This is a genomic window from Mucilaginibacter sp. P4_C11 (assembly GCF_056402115.1).
Map to the genome: position 1 here is coordinate 45,980 of NZ_JBFUIA010000010.1, position 20,083 is coordinate 66,062.

A 20,083-nucleotide genomic window follows, 5' to 3' on the forward strand; every position below is an offset into this window, starting at 1 on the left:
GATTATTTAATGAATAAATCATCTGCGGCCCAGGTTGGATTTTTGGCGTAAGCTTTCCAGAATATCTGGTCCAGGTCATTGTCAAATTTGACTTTCAAACTGCGCGTATTGGTCAAAATCACAAAGTTAAATCCATTTTCGAGGCGGGCCTGCTCGGTGGCTGTTCCGGGTAAACTTCCTGTGTGATAATAGTTATTGCCTGCAATGCCCCAGCCGCATCCATAAGTTGCATTGGCTGTTGAGCCTGTATACATGGTTGTTAACGCCGTTGAAGAAAGAATATCCGTACGTACCGGAAATTTATCAACATAAACCAGGAACCTGGCCAGGTCGGCAGCGGTGGCAACCCATCCTCCGTGCGAGTCCATTCTGCTGATATTGTAGGCATAAGGATCTTCGCCATATTGGCCGTAATAGGTAACTTCTTTGGGTAGTTTCTGGGCAAATGTGTTTCCGCCGATAGTCATATCCGTAATTCCGATAGGTGTTAATACCAATGTTTTCACCGCTTCCTCATAGGTTTGCCCGGTAATTTTTTCTATCACGCGGCCTAATATGCAATACCCAAAGTTCGAGTAATCGTAATTAGTACCCGGTACATGGTCAAGGGGGCGGTTGTCTAAAGTCCAGGTGATGAGTTGTGCAGCTGTCAATGTTGGGTTACTGAACATCGGGTCGTTCACTTCATTACCCCAGCCTCCGGATGTATGATGCAGCAGTTCATCAACTGTAATGTCGGTAATATGTGCGCCGTAGGCTTTTGTACCATAGGTTTTGCCCAATAAAGCGCCATCGCCAAATACTTTGTCGGTGAGCTTTATTTTACCCTGATCAAGCAATTTCATAATGGCCACGGAGGTAAATTGCTTTGAAAGACTGGCTAACCGGTAACGATCGCTGATCGCCGCTTTGGTATCCTTAGTTTTATCACTTATGCCATACGCTTTCAGGTAAACCAATTTTTCTCCTTTGGTGATGGCTACGGATACTGACGGTACGTTATAAGTAGTCATAAAGGTATTTACTTCATCATCTAAAGCAGCTACAGCAATTTTGCTGGGAGTAAGGGTGTCAACCACTGTTCCCGTCCCGGTGCCAGTGCCTGTACCTGTTCCCGTCCCGGTGCCAGCTCCTGTACCCGTTCCGGTGCCAGTGCCTGTACCTGTTCCCGTCCCGGTGCCAGCTCCTGTACCCGTTCCGGTGCCAGTGTCTGTTTTAGTTGCCGGGGCCGACTCTTTGCCGCAGCCGGCAAAAAACAGCATGCCGGCAACCGCAACTAATTTGGTAAATTTTAAAATATCCACCGCAAAGCAGTAAATCCCGGATTTATAAATTTTTTTCATAGGTAGTAGGCTTGTTGTTTAACGGTAAATCCTTATAGGAAATCAAAGGGACATAAATAGGCTCAAAAATTCTTTCGCGTTTGTTGCAAATCCTTTTGATTTTGTTGCAATTTTTATCGCCAGGAAACAATTTTGCTTTAAAACTATTATTAATAGTTAAATCTCAGGCTTCTACCACTTTGCTCGGGGCAAAGCCGAAGTGGCGCGAGAAGCTGGCCGAAAAGCTGGCAGGGCTGCCAAAACCAACCATATAAGCCACCTCGGATACTGTTGCCACACGGCGTTCTAAAAGGTCGTGCGCATATTGCAGACGAACTATGCGGATCAGCTCGCCTGGGGCCTGGCCAATTAAACCTTTTAGTTTGCGGTGCAATTGTGTGCGGCTAAGTCCCATATCGGAAGCAAGCTGGTCGGCGCTGTAGCCCTCTTCGTTCAGGTGGCTTTCAACAGCTTGGCGTATTCTCGCAATAAAATCCTGCTCAATGGATGGCAAGGTAATGGTATCTTTTAGCCACAAGTCGCGGGTGCTGTAATGCAGGCGCAATTGCTCGCGTACGGTAATCAGGTTTTCAATAAGGGCAAGCAGTTCCCGCTGCTCAAAGGGCTTGGTGAGGTAAGCATCGGCGCCGGTTTCAATACCCTGTATCCGGTTGTTCAAACCGGCTTTAGCGGTTAGTATAATGATGGGGACATGACTGGTTCTTTCATCGTTTTTTAGCGTCGTGGTCAGCTCGTAGCCGCTTACTTTGGGCATCATCAGGTCGGTAATAACCAGGCTGGGGATGTGTTTCAAGCCAAGGGCTATACCTTCTTCGCCATCTGCCGCGGTAATTAAGCGATACCTACCGGCCAGCGACTGCCTTATAAATTCCCTTAGTTCATCATGGTCTTCTATCAGCAGGATGAGCGGGCTGCTTTCATCGGCAACCAATACTTCACCAGGTAAGGGTGTAAATACTTCGCCGGTTTGGGTTTCTGTTATAGATTCTGTAACCGCGTCGGCAAGCTGGAATGGCATATCTATACGGATCTGGGTAAATAAGCCCTCGATGCTTTCGGCTCCAATCTGCCCGCCCATCAGGTCAACCAGTTCTTTGGTAAGTGCCAACCCAATCCCAGTGCCCTCTGCCGATCGCGTATCCGACGGATCGGCCTGGTAAAAGCGGGTAAAAATATAAGGCAGCTTAGCGGCGGCGATGCCTTTACCGGTATCCCTAATAGTAAGCGCGAAGGCGTTGGTTTGGGCTTCCTTGTTTTGATATAGTGCAATTTCTATCTTTCCTTCGTCGGTAAATTTTAGCGCGTTTGACAGTATGTTGAGGACCACTTTGTCCATTTTATCCCGGTCGGTCAATATCCAAAAGGCATCCTGGTCGGCAGTAAAATGGAGGGTAATGCCTTTTTGTAAAGCCAGCGATTCGTAGGAGAGGGTGTGCTGTTTTACAAGCGCCACTAAATCTACAGGCGCAAGATTTATGTCCATCAGACCGCTTTCAACCTTGCTTAAATCAAGCAGTTGGTTAATCAATTGAAGCAAGCGCCCGGCATTAGCAATAATTAGCCGGAGGTTTTTATTGGTATCGCCGGTAGGCGTATATAATAACTCCTTGGCAGGGTTCATGATTAATGTGAGCGGTGTTTTAAACTCGTGGGTAATGTTGGCAAAAAAGCGCGATTTTACCGCGTCTAATTCCAGTAGCTTATCGGCTTGCTCTTTTAACTCGGCGGTGCGCAGCTGCACAATTTGTTCAAGGCGCCGCGCTTCGGTGGCTATCAATTCTGTTTTCTCTGCCTCCTGCACAAGGGCCTGGGCCGATAAATTTTCTACCTCCCTCAGTTTCGCCGTAAGCTTTTGATTGGTGCGTGCAAAATCAAGCGCCAGATAAAGCGATAAACAAAGTGGCAATACCAGTGATCCAGCACCCATTATAAACAAACGCAGGGAATTAAGCCCATACGGCCAAATGGTAAACATATCATCCCAGGCAAAAACATAAACTAATATTATTGTGCCTACACCGATGCCAATAAGCCAGGCATCCTTTTGCCCCCGCTTAATTACCTGGGCTGCCGACCATAATCCATCCAGCATGCAAACCATATAGGCTACCGAAAAAAAGTCGTTCCATGATCCTGTCTTAAAAAAACAAAACTTTAAAACATACTCTGTAAGGTAAAACAGTGTAATACTAGTTAAGGCCATCATACGCCACCGCGGCACCCTACGGTAATTGAGCACGTAAAGTAATAATACAGCCGCCCACATAATGAGCACTTTACAGGCGAACGTAGTAAAATCGGCAAAGTATTGCACCGATGGATACGGCGTTAGGTAAAATTGGTAAACGGCAATGCCATTTATACCTATCAGTAGCACAAACAGCGCGTAATAAGCGTTGAGTTTTTGCCTGGGGTAAAAAAGGAAGAATAGAAAATGCAACAGCCCCAATATAAGTTGAGCGGCTGCAAACATGGGCAAATAGTCAAGTAGTTTTTTGCTGGCACTTGTTTTTTCGGCCCGTTTCAAATAATCGCCGATAGAAAGCTGGAACCCCCAAAAATCGGGATAAACCCCAAAGAAATTTGAATAACGGATAGTGAGCAAATGTGGGCGGGTATCGTTAAGCCAAAGCGGAATCAGTTCCCTTGGAGCACGTATAGCCTCCATTTGCTGTGCCGAGTGGCCAACTTTACCATAACCGCCTATGGGTTTGGCATCAAAAAATATTTCAGAAGCGCCATCGTGATTGATACTGATAAATAGTTTTTTGTTTATCAGCCCGGTATCGGCCTTTACCCATATACCAAACCAGCCCATGCCCCGCCAGTGGCGGGGCGCATCGGTTTTGCCAAAAACAGTATTGTGCACAGTATCCCAGCCCGTTGTATTGGTTACAGACAACCTACCGCCCGGCACTTCGCCGGGATGGAAAAACCAAAGGGAATCATCAAGAAATACCTGGTTATGTTTACCAAAATCGCTGCTGCGTATTATGGTTGCTTGTTGCCCAACGGCCCGGTTTACAAAGCACAATAATGCCAGGCACACCAAAACCATGCAATACATTACGTGCTTATATAGAAAAATATTTCTCCGATACATAAAAATATCCGGCGACTACTTATTTCTCAAAAATAATACTTTAAAATCGGGAAGGCAATGGCAAATATATAATATAGATAGTAGTGCTATTATGACGTTATCGATTACGTAGCTCGCAAAAATCTAATAACAACTAATAGTGTGTTGCACGGCACTGTGCACCCTTAGCACCCATAAGTTGAAAATAGTCAGCAGGTTTAATCCCATAACATGGTTAACATAACTTAACATAATTTCAAAATATTTTTTACAACTAATTGATAATTAATTAGTTGTAAAAAATCATGGTTAACACGGGTTTTGTGCTAAAAATATTAGTATTTTACAATAATTTTTGCTAACTTGCTATTTAAAATCAAAGAACATGACGAACGAAAAAACAAGGCCCTCCGTATCGCTTAGGGCATCGAATGACAAAATTAATGGGCTCCTGGCCAGGGAAAAGATAACGGCGGCAGATGTTGGCGACCTTAACGAGCAGGAACACCGGCTTTTTGAGAACAGGCTTACCGAAATTTTGGAGCAATCAAAAGGGGTAGAACGGGACACGCTATTAGAAAAAATAGAACCGATTATGCAGGCAACTACAAAAAGCGACATTTGGGAGCGCAACCACATGACGATAAGCAACGCCATTGAAAATTTTATGCGCCAGTATGCCGTTATGCCCACTAAAAACGATATAGCCCAGGAAACCGGCCTGAGCCGCCAAACCGTTGCTAAACATTTTAAGGAATATAAAACCCAACCGGAATTTGCCGCCGAAATGGAGCAATTTAAATTTATGAGCCATAAAATATTGGCCAACGTATTTAAGCACGCCAGCAACGGCGATATGAAGGCCGCCAAACTTTATTTTGATATGGTAGGCGCCATTGATAAACAGCCGGCCGCCACCGTTGTTACCGCTCAAAACAACTATATCCAGATAAACAATACCATCCTGAGCCAGGAAAATTTGAAAAGCCTAAGCCCTGCCCAATTACAGCTGATAGAAAATATTGTTACCAATAAACCGGTAGAACTGCCTGCGCTGGGCGCATAAATTTTTAAGGTATCCCTTTCTTCATCGCAGGTTTCCCTTATTTGGGCGCCTGGCCTTCCTTTTATTTGAAATTTAAGGATTCAGGCTGAAATATTCTGTATTTATTGTATTGATCGAATAGTTTTTATGGATTATTGTGGTAAATGATACCCAATTTTGGTGTTGTGTGGTGCTATGGCTGATTTGTGCTTACAATGTGATATTTTGCAAGAGTCACAAGTGAGCCAACCCGCGGGCAACCGCGCAACACTGCGCCAAAAAAGGGTTGAAAAGAGATGGTGTGTGCATAGCTTAACCTACATAATACAAAGCCGGTTTATCTAAAAGCTAAATTCGATTAGGTTATTCGCTGATGTAAAACCATGGGATATGTAAAAGGCCTTGTTTAACAGTTATATTAACAATTTGCATATCCTTTATTCTATTGTAAAGACGATAATTAATATGCAGATCTTTAGAAGGAAGATCTGAATAATCTGAAGTTGAGACTACCACATGGTAATATTCCCGTCCATTATTATGAACAATATACCGGTTGATTATTTTTGAATTATAGATTTTTGGCTCCGATATATCAAGTTTACTATTAATAAGCATTGTTAAAGGACATGAATAAAATACTGCTACTAATATTAACATAAATATTTGGCCTTTAGCAGCATTGTCAGACTTATCGTATCCAAATCTCCATAGTACAGACCCAATTATTAACGCAATTATTAGTATGGGTACACACAAAATACTATATGAGACGAAATCATAATACGTTATTAATACAATAAATATTAGTATTGTAGACGTGTAGATACCTACTATTATACTCGGATAAGCACTGTTTTTACCATAAACCAACTTAATTGAGCCCTTACCCCATATCAATAAGATAATTCCAATCAAAGGATAAAGTATTAGCAGCACTTTTAGCAAATCACTTTTTAGAATGAAATCGGTGAGAGCTAATGACATTGCAAAAATAATCCCACCCCCTACATTATAAATTAAAGAAAAGCGCTTAGAGGTAACTAATTTAAATTCCCGCTCTTTTTGATCATCGCCTAATGCAGCGTCGTTATAAATTTCGTTTAAATTATCCTGGTAAGCAACCGAATCTAAATTTGTGTAATTTTTTCCTAAACATTTCAATAAATCGTCGAGATTACCAATGCTTGAATAGTCTCTGATTTTAATTTTTTTAGACGAAGTTGATGAATAAACTACTATCCGTTTATCAAATATCTTAAATCCCTTAACATCTTTATTGGATAGTTCGCTTGATCCCCAAACATTGGTATATTTAATAGTATAGTCAGTTATAATCAGCTTTCGTTTTAAAAAATTGAGTACAGTAAATACAGATATAACTACAACAATTACAGCCAATACGAGCAGTCCCGGCTGACCTGAATATCCACCGTGATTACCTAACAGTGGAAGGATCAATGCAAAGCCCAAAAAAGCAATTAAACCGATACCATAAAATATTTTGTAGCCAGTTGAGGTTGTATATTCCTGTTCCATTGTGAGGGTCTAAATCCGCTTCTAAAATAGTAAAATTTCCATTCCTTCAATTCTGAAAATCCTCCCTGCACAGTCAGAGATCGCTCCGTTCCCCGGGATTAGATATCTGTTAAGTTGTCTATTAATTGTAACATATAGTTTTTGCGCGGCGAAAAAAAACACTTAATAGACAACTTCGACCCTTTCAGCTTCTGGTCGGTGTTATCACCGCACCAGCTAAAGCTTGTATTTTACATATGCTTTAGTTGCAAATCTGTATAATACCGGGCTTCCGTAAGGCCAAGTGGAAGTGGTGCGGTGATAGCAGCGACCACAGGCTAAATGATCATTCTGCAGCGTTCTTTTGTCAGTAGATTTTAGACGACATTACATACCCCGCCTATATCCCTGCAAGTAGTTATTTGTCTTCCATCGAATGGAGCATCAATTAACTCAAACAAAGATTAAAACAGAAAAAAAACGGCCAAAACTAAAAAATGTGCGAAAATTGTGTGTGAACAGTATTTCCAAAACAATTAAAAACGCGCGTCAAAAACATTGAAAAAATGGCAATTTTTTCTGTGTAGCCTGTATACCGGGACCCTGCACTTGGACTTTCCCAAGACGGATGAAGTAGTCAACCTCCGTTTTTCCCCGGCCCGCGATTTTCGTTTTCGCTTGCATTTGTCGTGAGTTGTTTATGGCGGTGGTCAGCGCTCACACTGTTGGCGGTTATACAGACTTTTTACGTGTTGTTTTTGCTTCGGCTTCCGCCGCTATGCTATTGCCTTTTCAACACAGAAAACAAAAGGCGAAATAGTTGATGATTCAACCCTATAAAGATACATCATGTAATTTTTAATTACTAAAAATGTTAGTAATTAATATAGATGTTAATAAGTTTAGAAAAATAATTCATTTTCTTTCTGTATCTTTATGTATGTTAAATAGCTTAATATAAATAAGTTAATGTATTAAATTGCTTAAAAAATAATGTGCAGGAATAATGATAAATAAATTAGCATTAAAGAAATTGGTTGAGTTCGGAAGGCTCTCTGAAAAAAGACAGGCTAACTTTGCGAATCAACTAAAAATCCCAAAAATTGTGGCGCCAACCGACGGTGGAGGAGATTATTGGAAAAGGAGCACGAGCGGGTTAAGTAATGCTTTTAAGGACTGTAGTAGCTCAAGAATTACTGAAAAAATTGAGGCTGTTGTAAGTGTATACCAATCAGCGACCAATAGCTTGACCAAAAAGATGTACGAGAGAAACCTCGAAATACTGCACAACTACGTAAATTTCGATTTTGCAAAATTACGCCCTGTTGGTGAGCTGACTTTTTTAACTAAATCAAAAGAGCTTTTAACGATAGACGATGTATCGTTACAAATCTTGCCCCAGCACGTTTTTGCGTTTGACAAAGGTGAGGCCGAAAAAAAGGTTGGGGCTATCTGGTTTGTGGCCTGGCTCGAAAGATTCAGTAAAGAAGATTTGGGAATTTATGCTGAAGCACAATTTAACTATTTGTCAAATGTCTATGCAAAGCAGTATAAAATAGACCCTCGATACTGCTTAACTGTGGATATTTTGACGATGGAAACGGTAAGCTACAATGAGATTCTGCAAGGAAAAATAAAGTCGTTGTTGCAATCCTCGATTGATTCGCTAAACAAATATCTGAATTGACCGATCAATATAAAACTCAGCCGTTGTAAGCGGCAATGGAGACAACTCCAACAAAGTGCGGATTGGGAACACCAACAAGGGCGGAGAATAATTTAAAGCTCATTAATCAAAGATGAATACAGATAATTCGATCGAGAGATTTATAACTACTGAGTTAATTGAACCAACTATTGACTTGACAATAGACTATTCAGAGTTGGCTGTAGACAGCTTTTTAGAAAATGGTACCCTAAAGGAAATACCGTTTATCAAAAGTTTATTTCTATTATACAACTCAGTAATCAAGATCAAAGAAGTTTTTTTTATAAAAAAGCTATTAGTTTTTTTGCAGGCACTTCACAAGGGTAATATTTCAAGTGAAAAGATTGCAGTTTTTAAAGGAAAATATACCGCCGATGTCAATTATCAAAAGCAAGTAATAGAGCAAATATTATTAATGAACGAGCGATTTATCAGCATCGAGAAGTCGAAAATTTATGCAAATCTATTTTTAGCCCATATTAATGGTTTGATGAATTGGAATGATTTGATGATTTTAACTGCTGTATTAGATTCGATGAATTTATTCGCTTTACCAGCACTGAAAGCATTTGGAAAAAGCAAAGGCTATCAAATGAATATTGTAAGTTATGATTCTGTTTTTTTTCTTTTATCGTCGGGTTTGGCTATTAAAGAATCTGGCACACTGTTAAATAGTTATGGAGTTTATTTTTACCATTATGGGATTATGGCTGACTTCTCTCACGATTCAAAATATCACAAAAGTAATAGCCCTTTTTACAAAGATAGAGTTAGTAATAAAGACCTAATATAGATCATAAACGAAACTAAGTAGATATTTGGCTTCTGACCGATGTTATCACCGCACCGGCCAAAGCCTGTATTTTACATATGCTTTAGTTGCAAATCTATATCGTACCGGGCTTCCGTAAGGCCAACTGGAATTGGTGCAATGATAACACCGACTAAAGGCTAAAAAAATAAATCAAAGAAACTAAAATGTTGATATACTTCAATATCTTTATGTTTGATGACATGTTATCTGTTTTATAGATATACCTAAACTGATATGAAAGTATTTATAAGTTATTCTCATGCTGATAAGCCATTTGTTGATAAATTAAAAAGCGAATTAAACAAGAATAATGTAGATGTATGGATGGACATATCCTTACTGAAAGCAGGCGATAATATCATAGAAAAAATAGGAATTGCTTTAGACGAATCAGATTATATAATTTTTGTTCTTTCTGAAAATAGCGTAAAATCCAACTGGGTCAATCTTGAATTGTCGGCCACTTTAAACAATGAAATAAGTAGAGAACAAACTTATATTATTCCCGTAATTATTGATGACTGTGACATACCATACGCGTTAAAAAATCGATTCTATGCTGATTTTAGAAGGCCATTTTATGAGTCATTTCAAGTTCTGTTGAAATCTTTAAAAGGTAAAAAGCCATCTATTGAAGATACTTTAAAAAAGGAATCGGAAAACAATACTGCTACAATCTCTCAGATTAATAAATTACAAAAAGCGTATCAAAAGGGTAATTTATCATTGTTTTGTGGGGCTGGGATATCCTTGGAGGCGGGGATTCCCACCTGGACAATTTTATTAAAATCTCTTTTAAATGAGGCTTTTAAATCAAAAAATATCACAGACATTGAAACAATTTTGGCGGATGTATTTCAAAATAAAAATAATCTACCTCCAATAATTATTGGAAAATATTTGAAAAATCTTTTGGGAAACGATTTCCTTAAAAGCGTAAAATTGGTTTTGTATAAGAATTGCAATCGAAATTCAGTTACAATTGATGAAATAATAGAATTATGTAGGCCTAAAAGAGATGCTAGGCCGCTAAAGGCAATTATAACATACAATTTCGACGACATTATAGAGTTAAAATTGGAGAAAAACAAAATTGACTATAAGTCAATCTGTAAAGAAGGCGAGCGTTATGCGGAAAATGAGTTGCCTATATTTCACGTTCATGGATTTCTGCCAAGTGTAGGTGAACTGTCCAACGACTCGGATATAGTTTTTAGTGAAGACGCTTATCATACACAATTTATTGATCCATTTAGCTGGAGCAATTTGGTTCAATTAAATTATTTAAACACGTCGACCTGCTTATTTATTGGTATTAGCCTAACTGACCCTAATATGAGACGATTGATAGATGTTTCAAAGCGTAAAAGTGGCAAAGACGAGATTAATCACTACATCATAAAAAGGCGGTATAAAATTGAGGAGTTGACAATGGAGCATTCTAAAAAGCCAAGCAATTCATTGATAAAAATATTAGAGAACATAGAAGAACAAGATGCCCAAAATTTAGGGATAAATATTATTTGGATAAATGAGTTTGATGAGATCCCCAATATCATAAGTCAGATTAATAATACAACTAATAATTAATTTAACTTCTGGTCGGTGTTATCACCGCACCAGCCAAAGCTTGTATTTTACAAATGCTTTAGTCGCAAATCTACATAATACCGGGCTTCCGTAAGACCAACTGGAAGTGATGCGGCGATAACACCGAGTACAACCTAAACAAGGGCGGGTCAAAACATATTTACCACCACATAATTTTCCATATATCAATATATCGTACATTTGAAATCACCCCTGGGCAATTTGAATCCTGAAATATTCCATATTAATCTGTACCATGTGGCTGCCATGGCAACCCTGTTTTCGGGGTTTACACTTTCGTTGCTTTTGGCATTCGCAAAAAGGGAAGGGCAGGCGGCCAACCTGTTTTTAAGTGTCGCGTTAGCTGTAATTGTACTGAAGACGGGCGGGCTTTCGCCAATTTTGTTACCGGCGCTGGGGCCGCTGTTGTATTTTTATGTGCGGCGGATGACGTTGCCAAACCTGCAATTTGCCCTAAAGGATATGCTACATTTTTGCCCTTTGCTGGTTGCGTATTGGATGCCGGGCTGGCTGGTGCTCATTTCGGTTGTTATTTATTTATACCTATCGCACCGGTTGATACAGCATTTTTATAATAGTTTGCAGCCGGTGCTAATGGATAGGCCCCGCTTTGCCTTCCGCCGGTTGGATCAAGCCCTGCACCTGCTCGGCTTGCTTTGCGTGTTATGGTTTTTTAATGATGCGTTGAGTTTTGCCGTTGCTTTTGTGCTTATTGGTTTGGCTGCCGAAGGGGTGCTAAAGTTGAATAGCAGCCCACAACTGGCCACGCCCGTAACAGACAGGTATGATGCAAAGGAAAAAAGCCGCAGGCTAAAGGAAGCCGTAGCCGCAAACCGTTTTTACGAGGATGCTGAATTGACGTTGACCTCCCTGGCGGTAAAGCTGAATATCCATCCGCACGATTTATCACGCATTATTAATGTGGGGATGGAAAAGAACTTCAGCGACTTTATTAATGAGTTTAGGGTTCGTGAAATTGTCCGGAAAATGCAGGACCCGGCCCACGACCGGCTCACACTGCTGGGGATTGCCTATGAGTCGGGGTTTAATTCCAAAACAACTTTCAACCGGGTTTTTAAAGAGATGACCGGCAAAACCCCGGTGGAATACAAGAATAGCTTGAAAGAAGGGGTACCAATTGATAAGTTGGCACCCCGGTTACGCCTACAGCCGGTAATATTGCGTTCAGGAGGGCCGCCAAATTGGGCTCCGGTAAAATTAAACCGCAATTATATGATTAGGAGTTATTTAAAAATTGCCTGGCGCACATTGGCAAAACAAAAAACGTTGTCTTTCATTAACATATTTGGATTGTCTGTCGGGATTGCTTGTTTCAGCCTGTTCATGTTGTATGCCATTAATGAATTTAGCTTTGATGGTTTCCATAAAAATGCAAGCAACACCTATCTTGTTTTGGATGGAAATGCAAAGCAAAACATAAAAGCGCTCCAGGGAGTGATTTATACCCCGATGCCCCTGGGGCCTGCCATGAAACAGGAGTTACCGGGTGTAGAGCGTTATGTTCGTTATATACAGCCCTATGAAACATTCGTAAAAATAAAAAACGAGGGGAGGCGGGAAAATATCGCCTATGCCGACACGTCGTTCTTCAATATTTTTTCGTTTAAATTTAAATACGGGAATGCCAAATCGGCAATCAACGGTTTGCACAGCATGGTATTAACTGAAAACACTGCCGAAAGATTGTTTGGTAAAGTAAATGCCATTGGCGAGTCAGTACAGGTAAAGATCGGGGATGTGTTTGAAACCTTTATAGTTACAGCAATAGCCGAAAATCCGCCATCCAATTCTTCGTTCCAATACAGCATGCTTATCAACTTTGATTGTTTTGCTAACACCACCGGAAAAATGGCTACCCACGACTGGTGGATGAATTCGTTTATGACCTTGGTTCAGTTAAAACCCGGAAGCACATTGGCAAATGATAACAAGTTGTTGACCAGTTTCTGGCGCAGGCATTTTCCAGACGAAAAATCAGGTGGGTATAACCTGGTGCCAATCAGGGATGTGCATACCAGTCCGGAACTGATGGGTGTTAAGATTCCGCCTGTCGACCCAAAATCAATTTGGATGCTACTTAGTATCGCTGCCGGGGTTTTATTAATCGCCTGTATCAATTTCACCACTCTTTCTATAGGGCGTTCGGCAGGCAGGGCAAAAGAAGTCGGTGTCAGGAAAGTTACTGGCGGCACCAGGAAGGCTTTGGTAATCCAGTTTTTGACAGAATCATTATTGCTTTCTTTTTTTTCGACGATGGTAGGCCTGGCACTTGTATACCTGCTTTTACCTTACTTTAACCAATTATCAGGAAGGGAGCTGAGTTTCTCTTTCGCGCAATTCCCGCAGTTAACCGGCCTCATTGCCGGCTTGGTGCTGGTTGTTGGCCTGCTCTCGGGATGCTACCCTGCTTTGGTATTGTCGGGCTTTAATACGGTCGACGTATTGAAGGCCAAAATAAAAATAGGCGGGGCCAATTTTTTCACAAAGGCATTGGTAACTTTTCAGTTTGTTCTTTCGGCTACGCTTATTGTTTCTGCAATAATCATTCTGCAGCAATTAAATTACATGGAATCAAAAAATCCTGGCTTTGATAAAGCGAATGTGCTTGGTGTAGAGACGTTGTGGGTGTCGGACACGAAACACTTGATACCGCTTTTCAAACAGGAACTTTCCGGTCAGCCCGGCATTTCGGGTTTGGCCAGTGCCGACAATGGTCTTGGTGAGCATGAAGGGACGGGTTTCAGAGATTTTAGTTACCAGGGCAAATCGATAAATACAAAGAACTTTCATATCGATCCCGACTACATACCTACCCTGGGGATGCACCTGCTTGCAGGAAGAAATTTTGACCGGGCAATTGCTTCAGATACCGTGAACGCTGTGATCATTAATGAATCTATGATGCACGAATTGGGATGGCACCCCGAAAACTGCATAGGCCGCCAATTGGAAGGTTATGGTAAGGATAGCTTTAAAAACCCGACGGTGATTGGCCTTGTCCGCGATTTTAATTACGAGGCCCTTACTGATCGGGTGCAACCGGTGTTGTTTCACCAGTTTGCCCGGGGCGGGGAAAGTCCCGGTTTTATTTATGTGCGCCTGCAACCAGGCAATCCTTCAAAAGCTTTGGCTGCTATAAATTCCGCATGGAAAAAAATCGTGCCCGGTTACCCGTTACAATATAATTTTCTGGACGATGATATTAACCGCTTCTATAAAGCCGAAACAAGATTAAGCAATATCATTGGCTGGGCAGGCGGCATTGCCATTTTCCTGGGATGCCTTGGCCTGCTGGGGCTTTCGGCGCTCGCGGTTGTTAACCGCACCAAGGAGATTGGTATCCGCAAAGTGCTGGGAGCGTCGGTTTCAACTATCATCAGCCTGATTTCAAAAGATTTTTTAAGGCTTGTTGTAGTAGCTTTTCTCATTTCAACGCCAATAACATGGTGGTTAATGAATAAATGGCTGCAAGGCTATGCGTTCAGGATAAATATCGAATGGTGGGTTTTTGGAATATCCTGCGTAGCAATTATAGGTATAGCGTTGCTGACGGTATGCTTCCAGGCCATCAAAGCTGCTATGAGTAATCCGGTGACGAGTTTACGGTCTGAATGAAGTTTTGACGGCGCATTCTATAGTTTATCCACTGTCTGAGTTGAACCCTATTTAAAATTGGGGCTATTATTTTTACTTATGTAGGGTAAAATGACCTATCCCGTAACTAATAAAAAGAAATTTGACTATTGTAAAATAAATTGTTCCCCATTTAGCGCACAGTGTTTTGCGGCTGCGCGCTGGAGGATCACTTGTGAGAAATTAAGCCATTACAAAATATCAGAGCAATGCAAGGGTAATGCAAATCCCTCCGCCTCCACTAAATCCCTTACTGTAAGCTGAACGTATGTTCGGCTTACGGTTTTTTATTGGGTAGTGCAAAACATGCTGCTCATGATCAGGTAGTTTCAACTAACTGTAGTTTTTGCTCCTTCAAAAAGTAATGTTTCATGATTGGCCCGGAGATGATCATGGTAACCACCGTCATTACTACAAGGCCTTCAAATACGGGCTCGCTTATTATTTTTGCTTGTAAAGCTAATAAACCCAGCACAATTTCCTGTGATCCCCGGGCATTCATGCCGAAGGCGACTGCTATAGATTCGTTCTTGCTCATTCCACTCATGGCGCTGCCAATGCCCGCGCCAAGCAATTTGGCCAGGCAGGCAATAATCAATATGATAACCACCACTTCCAGGTTAAAATTGGCTATAAAATTCAGCCTTAAGCCAACTGAAGCAAAAAAGAGGGGAGCCAGTACATTAATGGTAAACTGGTGTAATACATGCTTGTGCTTCTCGGTAAAATATTTGGAATCGTTAATGCCAACCCCAACCAGGAAGGCACCAAATATACCGCGTACGCCAAGGCCTTCGGTAATACAGGCGCTGATTAAACAAAGGCAAACGGCCATAGTAAGCACACGGCCAGGTTTTTCGCCTTTACCTGCAAATGTTAATAGTTTGTGGATGAGCCATCGGCCGCCTGTTAACATGAAAACGGCATAAAGCACCACAATACTTACCGACCAGAATGATGCTTCGCCTTTGCCCATATTCATCAGCTGAATGATGACCGAGAATAAGATCCAGCCCAGGAAATCGTCAACCATAGCGGCAGTTAATACAATATTGCCTATGCGGGTGTTCAGGATATCCAGGTCGAGCAATATTTTGGTAATTACAGAAAGGGCGGTGATAGACAATGCCGTTCCGAAAAACAGGGACGTGACCAGTTGGTTATTAAAGCCATTGGCAAAATGACTTTGGTACAGATACCATACCGAAGCAAATCCAATGGCAAAAGGGAATATTATACCGGTAAGACTGATGCTGATAGCCTGCTTGCCATTCTGGCGTATCTGTTTTAGATCTACTTCAAAGCCTGCAATAAACATCAGTAAGATGATGCCGATGTTGGCGATGCCGTCAAATGCTTCGAAAGCATGCGGTGTAGCCAGGAAGATACTTTTAAAAACAGATGGGAATAATAAACCCAATAGGGTAGGGCCAACAATGATGCCCGCGAAAATTTCGCCGATAATGGCGGGCAGCTTATACCTGCGGCACAATTCGCCTAACAGCCTTGCAGGTATCAGGATGATCAAAAGAATAAGCAGGAAATGAATTATCTCTGATGAGTTAAGTTTAGAAACCATGTTTAAAAAAATTATTGCAGGTTTTCTTTTACCTCAATTCGTAATTGATGGGTATTAAAAACATGCGAAAACGGCTGAACGCTTTTTGTCAGGAACACGCTGCCTCCAATTACGCTGTTATGGCCAATTATCGTGCGGCCGCCTAAAATGGTGCTGCGGGCGTAAATAACTACGTTATTCTCCACTGTAGGGTGCCGTTTTGTTTCGGATAGTTCCTTGCTTACCTGTGCCGCCCCTAAGGTTACGCCTTGATATATGGTTACATGTTTGCCAATGATACTGGTTGCGCCTATAACTATCCCCGTGCCGTGATCGATACAAAAGGGCGTATCAATTTGAGCTTTAGGATGAATATCAACACCTGTTTTGCCATGCGCGTGTTCAGATAATATCCGGGGTAAAATGGGTATGCCCAACCGGGTAAGCTGGTGTGCTATACGGTAAACCGCTATTGCGTAGAAGCCGGGATAGGATACAATTACCTCATGCACGCTGGTGGCTGCAGGATCTTTTTCGTAGATCATGGATGCGTCCTTTCTTAGGTCCTGGTAAATTTCGTTCAGCGAATCGTAAAATGAAATAACGGCCTCCTCAATATCAATGTCCTTCGGATCCAGGTAGCTTAACAGGATATTCTCCAGGTCTATCTGGTTCTTTTTTAAATGACCACCGTATATAGATAGCTTGTTGGCATGGTTATTTGGAAACAGAAACTCGAAAAGATCAGACAGCCAACCTACACAAGCCCTGATCTTTGGCGTAGCCTCCCATTCGGCTTTATGGGTTTCATAAAGCGTTTGTATAAAGCCGTCAAATTTATCGTCTTTCATGGGCTGGTTTATCTTTTAAGACTGTGGAGGGTATTTACCAGCAAATCAATTTCGGCACAGGTATTATAAAATGCCAGTGAGGGCCTGACTGTCGCTTCTACACCAAACCGCCGCAATATGGGCTGGGCGCAATGGTGACCGGAGCGAACGGCAATGCCCTGTTGGTTTAAAGCTGCACCTACTTCTTCGGTTTTGTAGCCATCCAATACAAATGATAAAACACTGGCTTTATCGGGCGCAGTACCTATCAGGCGTATCCCTTTTACTTCTTTTAATAATTGGGTGGCGTAAACCAACAGGTAGTGCTCATATTGCGCTATCAGTGGCATACCCAAGCGGGTAACATAATCAATTGCAGCGCCAAGGCCCACGGCATCGGCAATATTACCGGTTCCGGCTTCAAAGCGGCCGGGGGCATCATGGTATTGGGTATACTCAAAAGTTACATCCTTAATCATATTGCCACCACCTTGCCATGGTTGGGTTTCGTTTAAAAGATCTTCCTTCCCATAAAGCACACCAATTCCGGTTGGTCCGAATACCTTGTGTCCCGAAAAAACAAACCAATCGGCATTTAAGGCCTGCACATCAACCGGCATGTGCGATACCGATTGTGCTCCATCAACCAATACTTTAGCGCCTGCCAAATGCGCCAGGTGTACAATTTGCGCGGCCGGTGTTACTGTACCTAAGGCATTTGATACCTGCGTAAAAGAAACCAGTTTTGTTTTAGGCCCAAGTAGTTTTACGTATTCATCAATGAGTATCTGCCCGTCGTCATCAACTGGTATAACTCTGATTTTTAGCCCTTTTTTGGCCGCCAGTTGCTGCCACGGAACAATATTGGCGTGGTGTTCCAGTTGGCTTACAATAATCTCATCACCGGCGTTCAAGTACTGTTCGCCCCAGCTTTTGGCTACCAGGTTAATGGCCTCCGTGGCTCCGCGAACAAATATGATCTCATTGATGGAACGGGCATTTAAAAAGGTTTGTACTTTTTTGCGTGCGCCTTCATAGGCATCGGTAGCCCTTGCTGCCAGTTCATGTGCTGCGCGGTGGATGTTGGAGTTTTCGTGCTCGTAAAAATAGCTGATACGGTCAATTACCTGCCGGGGTTTTTGCGTGGTTGCTGCGTTATCCAGCCATACCAACTGTTTTCCGTTAACCAGTTCCTGTAATATCGGGAAATCGCGCCTTACAAAGTTTACATCAAAAGGGGGGCTAATGATATTGCTAAAGCCTGCGTGCTTAACTTTTTCCGGCTCCGGTTTAACCGTTGGCAAACCATGATTATCCGATAAAAAATAGAATGGAACCTCAGCAGCGACAGGTGCTCCGGTAAACGGCAAACCATTTGAAGGGCCTGAAGTACGAATGTTGTTCAATATTTTCTTCAGGTCAATATCAAATGCCTGGTCCTGCTGATATGGCCGCTGGACCAGGTTTTCAGGCGCTGGTGAAAGTTGCTCAACCTGGAAATTTTGTTTTAACGGCACATCAGGTATAAGATCTGTTTTAACCAGGTAAGAGTCGTAACCAACCCCAGGTTGTGTAGGCAATTGTCCTCCAAACCCGGCAGGAGCGCTGTTTTGTACAGGAGCCGATGGCGTGGGATGGGTATTCAAATTAGGATCGGCAAAACTGGTTTGTGGATCTTTTAGATTAACGGCGTTATTTTGATTGATGGCAGATGGCGAAATGCCACCGCCCCCAATTGTACTTGAAGGAACAGATGCCGCAGGCTGTTGCGGCGAAGTAAATGACCCGGTATCAACAATAGCACCCGGCAACGGAAAAGCTTCGGGCGCCTGCTGAACAGGTAATTGGTTTACAACGCCGCCTGGTCCCGATTTAAAGAACTGGTTGGCCAGCTGCTCTAATTCCTGCAAGTTGGGCAAGTTATCCGGATTAATATTTGTACTCATGGTAATTACCTAAATCAACATCCTCCAAAACAGCTATAGCGTCATCAACCAATACAGCCAATGAGCAGTAAAGCGAAACCAGGTATGAGGCAATAGCTTTATTGTTGATGCCCATAAACCGTACAGATAAACCCGGAGATTGCTCGCCCGGTAAACCAGGTTGAAACAGGCCTACAACACCCTGGCGGCTCTCGCCCGTGCGCAAAAGAATGATCTTTGATTTGTTATTAACGATAGGCAACTTGTCTGACGGAATAAGCGGGATTCCTCTCCATGTAATAAACTGCGAACCAAACAAAGAAACGGTTGGCGGCGGTACACCGCGGCGGGTACACTCGCGACCGAAAGCGGCAATGGCCAAGGGGTGCAGCAGAAAGAAACCCGGTTCTTTCCAAACCTTGGTAATCAGTTCGTCCAGATCGTCGGGGGTAGGCGGGCCCAACCTTGTTTTAATTTTTTGCGATGCGGCTACGCTGCTTAATAATCCGTATTCGGTATTGTTGATCAGTTCGCTTTCCTGTCGTTCTTTAACAATTTCGATAGTGAGCCGTAATTGTTCGCTTATCTGGTTGTAAGGCTTACTGTACAGGTCAGATACACGGGTGTGTACATCTAATACCGTATTTACAGCGCTTAAATTGTACTCACGTGGGTTTTCCTCATAATCAACAAATGTTGAGGGTAATTCGCGCTCGTCGCGGTTGGAGCAATCTACCTCTACATTGTTGGCATCTATCACCTTGTTTAAGCGGTATACACCCGATTCAACAGGAATCCAGTTTAGCAGGTGTGTAAGCCAACGGGGCGTAATGGTTGATAGTTGCGGTACGGTACGGGTTGCAACGGCTAACTGCCTGGCGGCTACATCACCAAGAGCGGTTTGTTTTGGTTTTTGATCTGGCATTTTAGAATTAAGATATCGGGTATAAAAAAAGTTGTTTTAATGCTATTTATCTGCAGAAATAACTGTCGGG

The 20,083-nt window shown here is 42.1% G+C and carries 12 protein-coding genes; 5 read left to right on the forward strand and 7 right to left on the reverse strand.

Annotated features, from left to right (window positions below; translation table 11 throughout):
• Positions 1-2: 2 nt before the first annotated feature.
• Together AC1DU2_RS11090 and AC1DU2_RS11095 are read right to left on the reverse strand one after the other, a co-directional pair.
• Positions 3-1,343 (reverse strand): serine hydrolase domain-containing protein, encoded by a 1,341-nt coding sequence (locus tag AC1DU2_RS11090; protein ID WP_477384374.1) that lies wholly within the window; start codon positions 1,341-1,343, stop codon positions 3-5.
• 163 nt (positions 1,344-1,506) lie between these two features.
• Positions 1,507-4,410: a response regulator gene (locus AC1DU2_RS11095; protein WP_477384376.1), complete on the reverse strand. Its 2,904-nt coding sequence runs from the start codon at positions 4,408-4,410 to the stop codon at positions 1,507-1,509.
• A 400-nt stretch (positions 4,411-4,810) separates the two neighbouring features.
• On the opposite strand from AC1DU2_RS11095, the gene AC1DU2_RS11100 reads away from it, so the two are divergent.
• Positions 4,811-5,491, forward strand: coding sequence for a hypothetical protein (locus tag AC1DU2_RS11100; protein ID WP_477384378.1), 681 nt, complete (start codon positions 4,811-4,813; stop codon positions 5,489-5,491).
• Positions 5,492-5,833: 342 nt separating this feature from the next.
• Here the strand turns inward: AC1DU2_RS11100 and AC1DU2_RS11105 are convergent, their stop codons facing one another.
• On the reverse strand, positions 5,834-7,009 hold the full coding sequence (locus AC1DU2_RS11105; RefSeq protein WP_477384380.1) for a hypothetical protein: 1,176 nt from the start codon (positions 7,007-7,009) through the stop codon (positions 5,834-5,836).
• A 985-nt stretch (positions 7,010-7,994) separates the two neighbouring features.
• Here AC1DU2_RS11105 and AC1DU2_RS11110 point away from each other — a divergent pair.
• The 4 genes from AC1DU2_RS11110 (at position 7,995) to AC1DU2_RS11125 (ending at position 14,757) form a co-directional block, all read left to right on the forward strand.
• Entirely contained in the window at positions 7,995-8,675 is a 681-nt protein-coding gene (locus AC1DU2_RS11110) for a hypothetical protein (protein ID WP_477384381.1), read from the forward strand.
• 112 nt (positions 8,676-8,787) lie between these two features.
• On the forward strand, positions 8,788-9,489 hold the full coding sequence (locus AC1DU2_RS11115; protein ID WP_477384383.1) for a hypothetical protein: 702 nt from the start codon (positions 8,788-8,790) through the stop codon (positions 9,487-9,489).
• 255 nt (positions 9,490-9,744) lie between these two features.
• Positions 9,745-11,100, forward strand: coding sequence for a TIR domain-containing protein (locus tag AC1DU2_RS11120; protein ID WP_477384385.1), 1,356 nt, complete (start codon positions 9,745-9,747; stop codon positions 11,098-11,100).
• A gap of 201 nt (positions 11,101-11,301) precedes the next feature.
• Positions 11,302-14,757 (forward strand): ABC transporter permease, encoded by a 3,456-nt coding sequence (locus AC1DU2_RS11125; protein ID WP_477384387.1) that lies wholly within the window; start codon positions 11,302-11,304, stop codon positions 14,755-14,757.
• Positions 14,758-15,094: 337 nt separating this feature from the next.
• Here AC1DU2_RS11125 and AC1DU2_RS11130 read toward each other — a convergent pair whose 3' ends face one another.
• Genes AC1DU2_RS11130 through AC1DU2_RS11145 form a run of 4 tightly spaced genes read right to left on the reverse strand, consistent with a single transcriptional unit; the run spans position 15,095 to position 20,013 of the window.
• On the reverse strand, positions 15,095-16,354 hold the full coding sequence (locus tag AC1DU2_RS11130; RefSeq protein WP_477384389.1) for a cation:proton antiporter: 1,260 nt from the start codon (positions 16,352-16,354) through the stop codon (positions 15,095-15,097).
• 11 nt (positions 16,355-16,365) lie between these two features.
• Complete coding sequence (locus AC1DU2_RS11135; protein WP_477384391.1) at positions 16,366-17,184, reverse strand: serine acetyltransferase domain-containing protein; 819 nt, start codon at positions 17,182-17,184, stop codon at positions 16,366-16,368.
• Positions 17,185-17,192: 8 nt separating this feature from the next.
• Entirely contained in the window at positions 17,193-19,109 is a 1,917-nt protein-coding gene (locus AC1DU2_RS11140; protein ID WP_477384393.1) for a family 2A encapsulin nanocompartment cargo protein cysteine desulfurase, read from the reverse strand.
• On the reverse strand, positions 19,093-20,013 hold the full coding sequence (locus AC1DU2_RS11145; protein ID WP_290308837.1) for a family 2A encapsulin nanocompartment shell protein: 921 nt from the start codon (positions 20,011-20,013) through the stop codon (positions 19,093-19,095). Before AC1DU2_RS11145 ends, AC1DU2_RS11140 begins: the two co-directional genes overlap by 17 nt.
• Positions 20,014-20,083 lie beyond the last annotated feature (70 nt).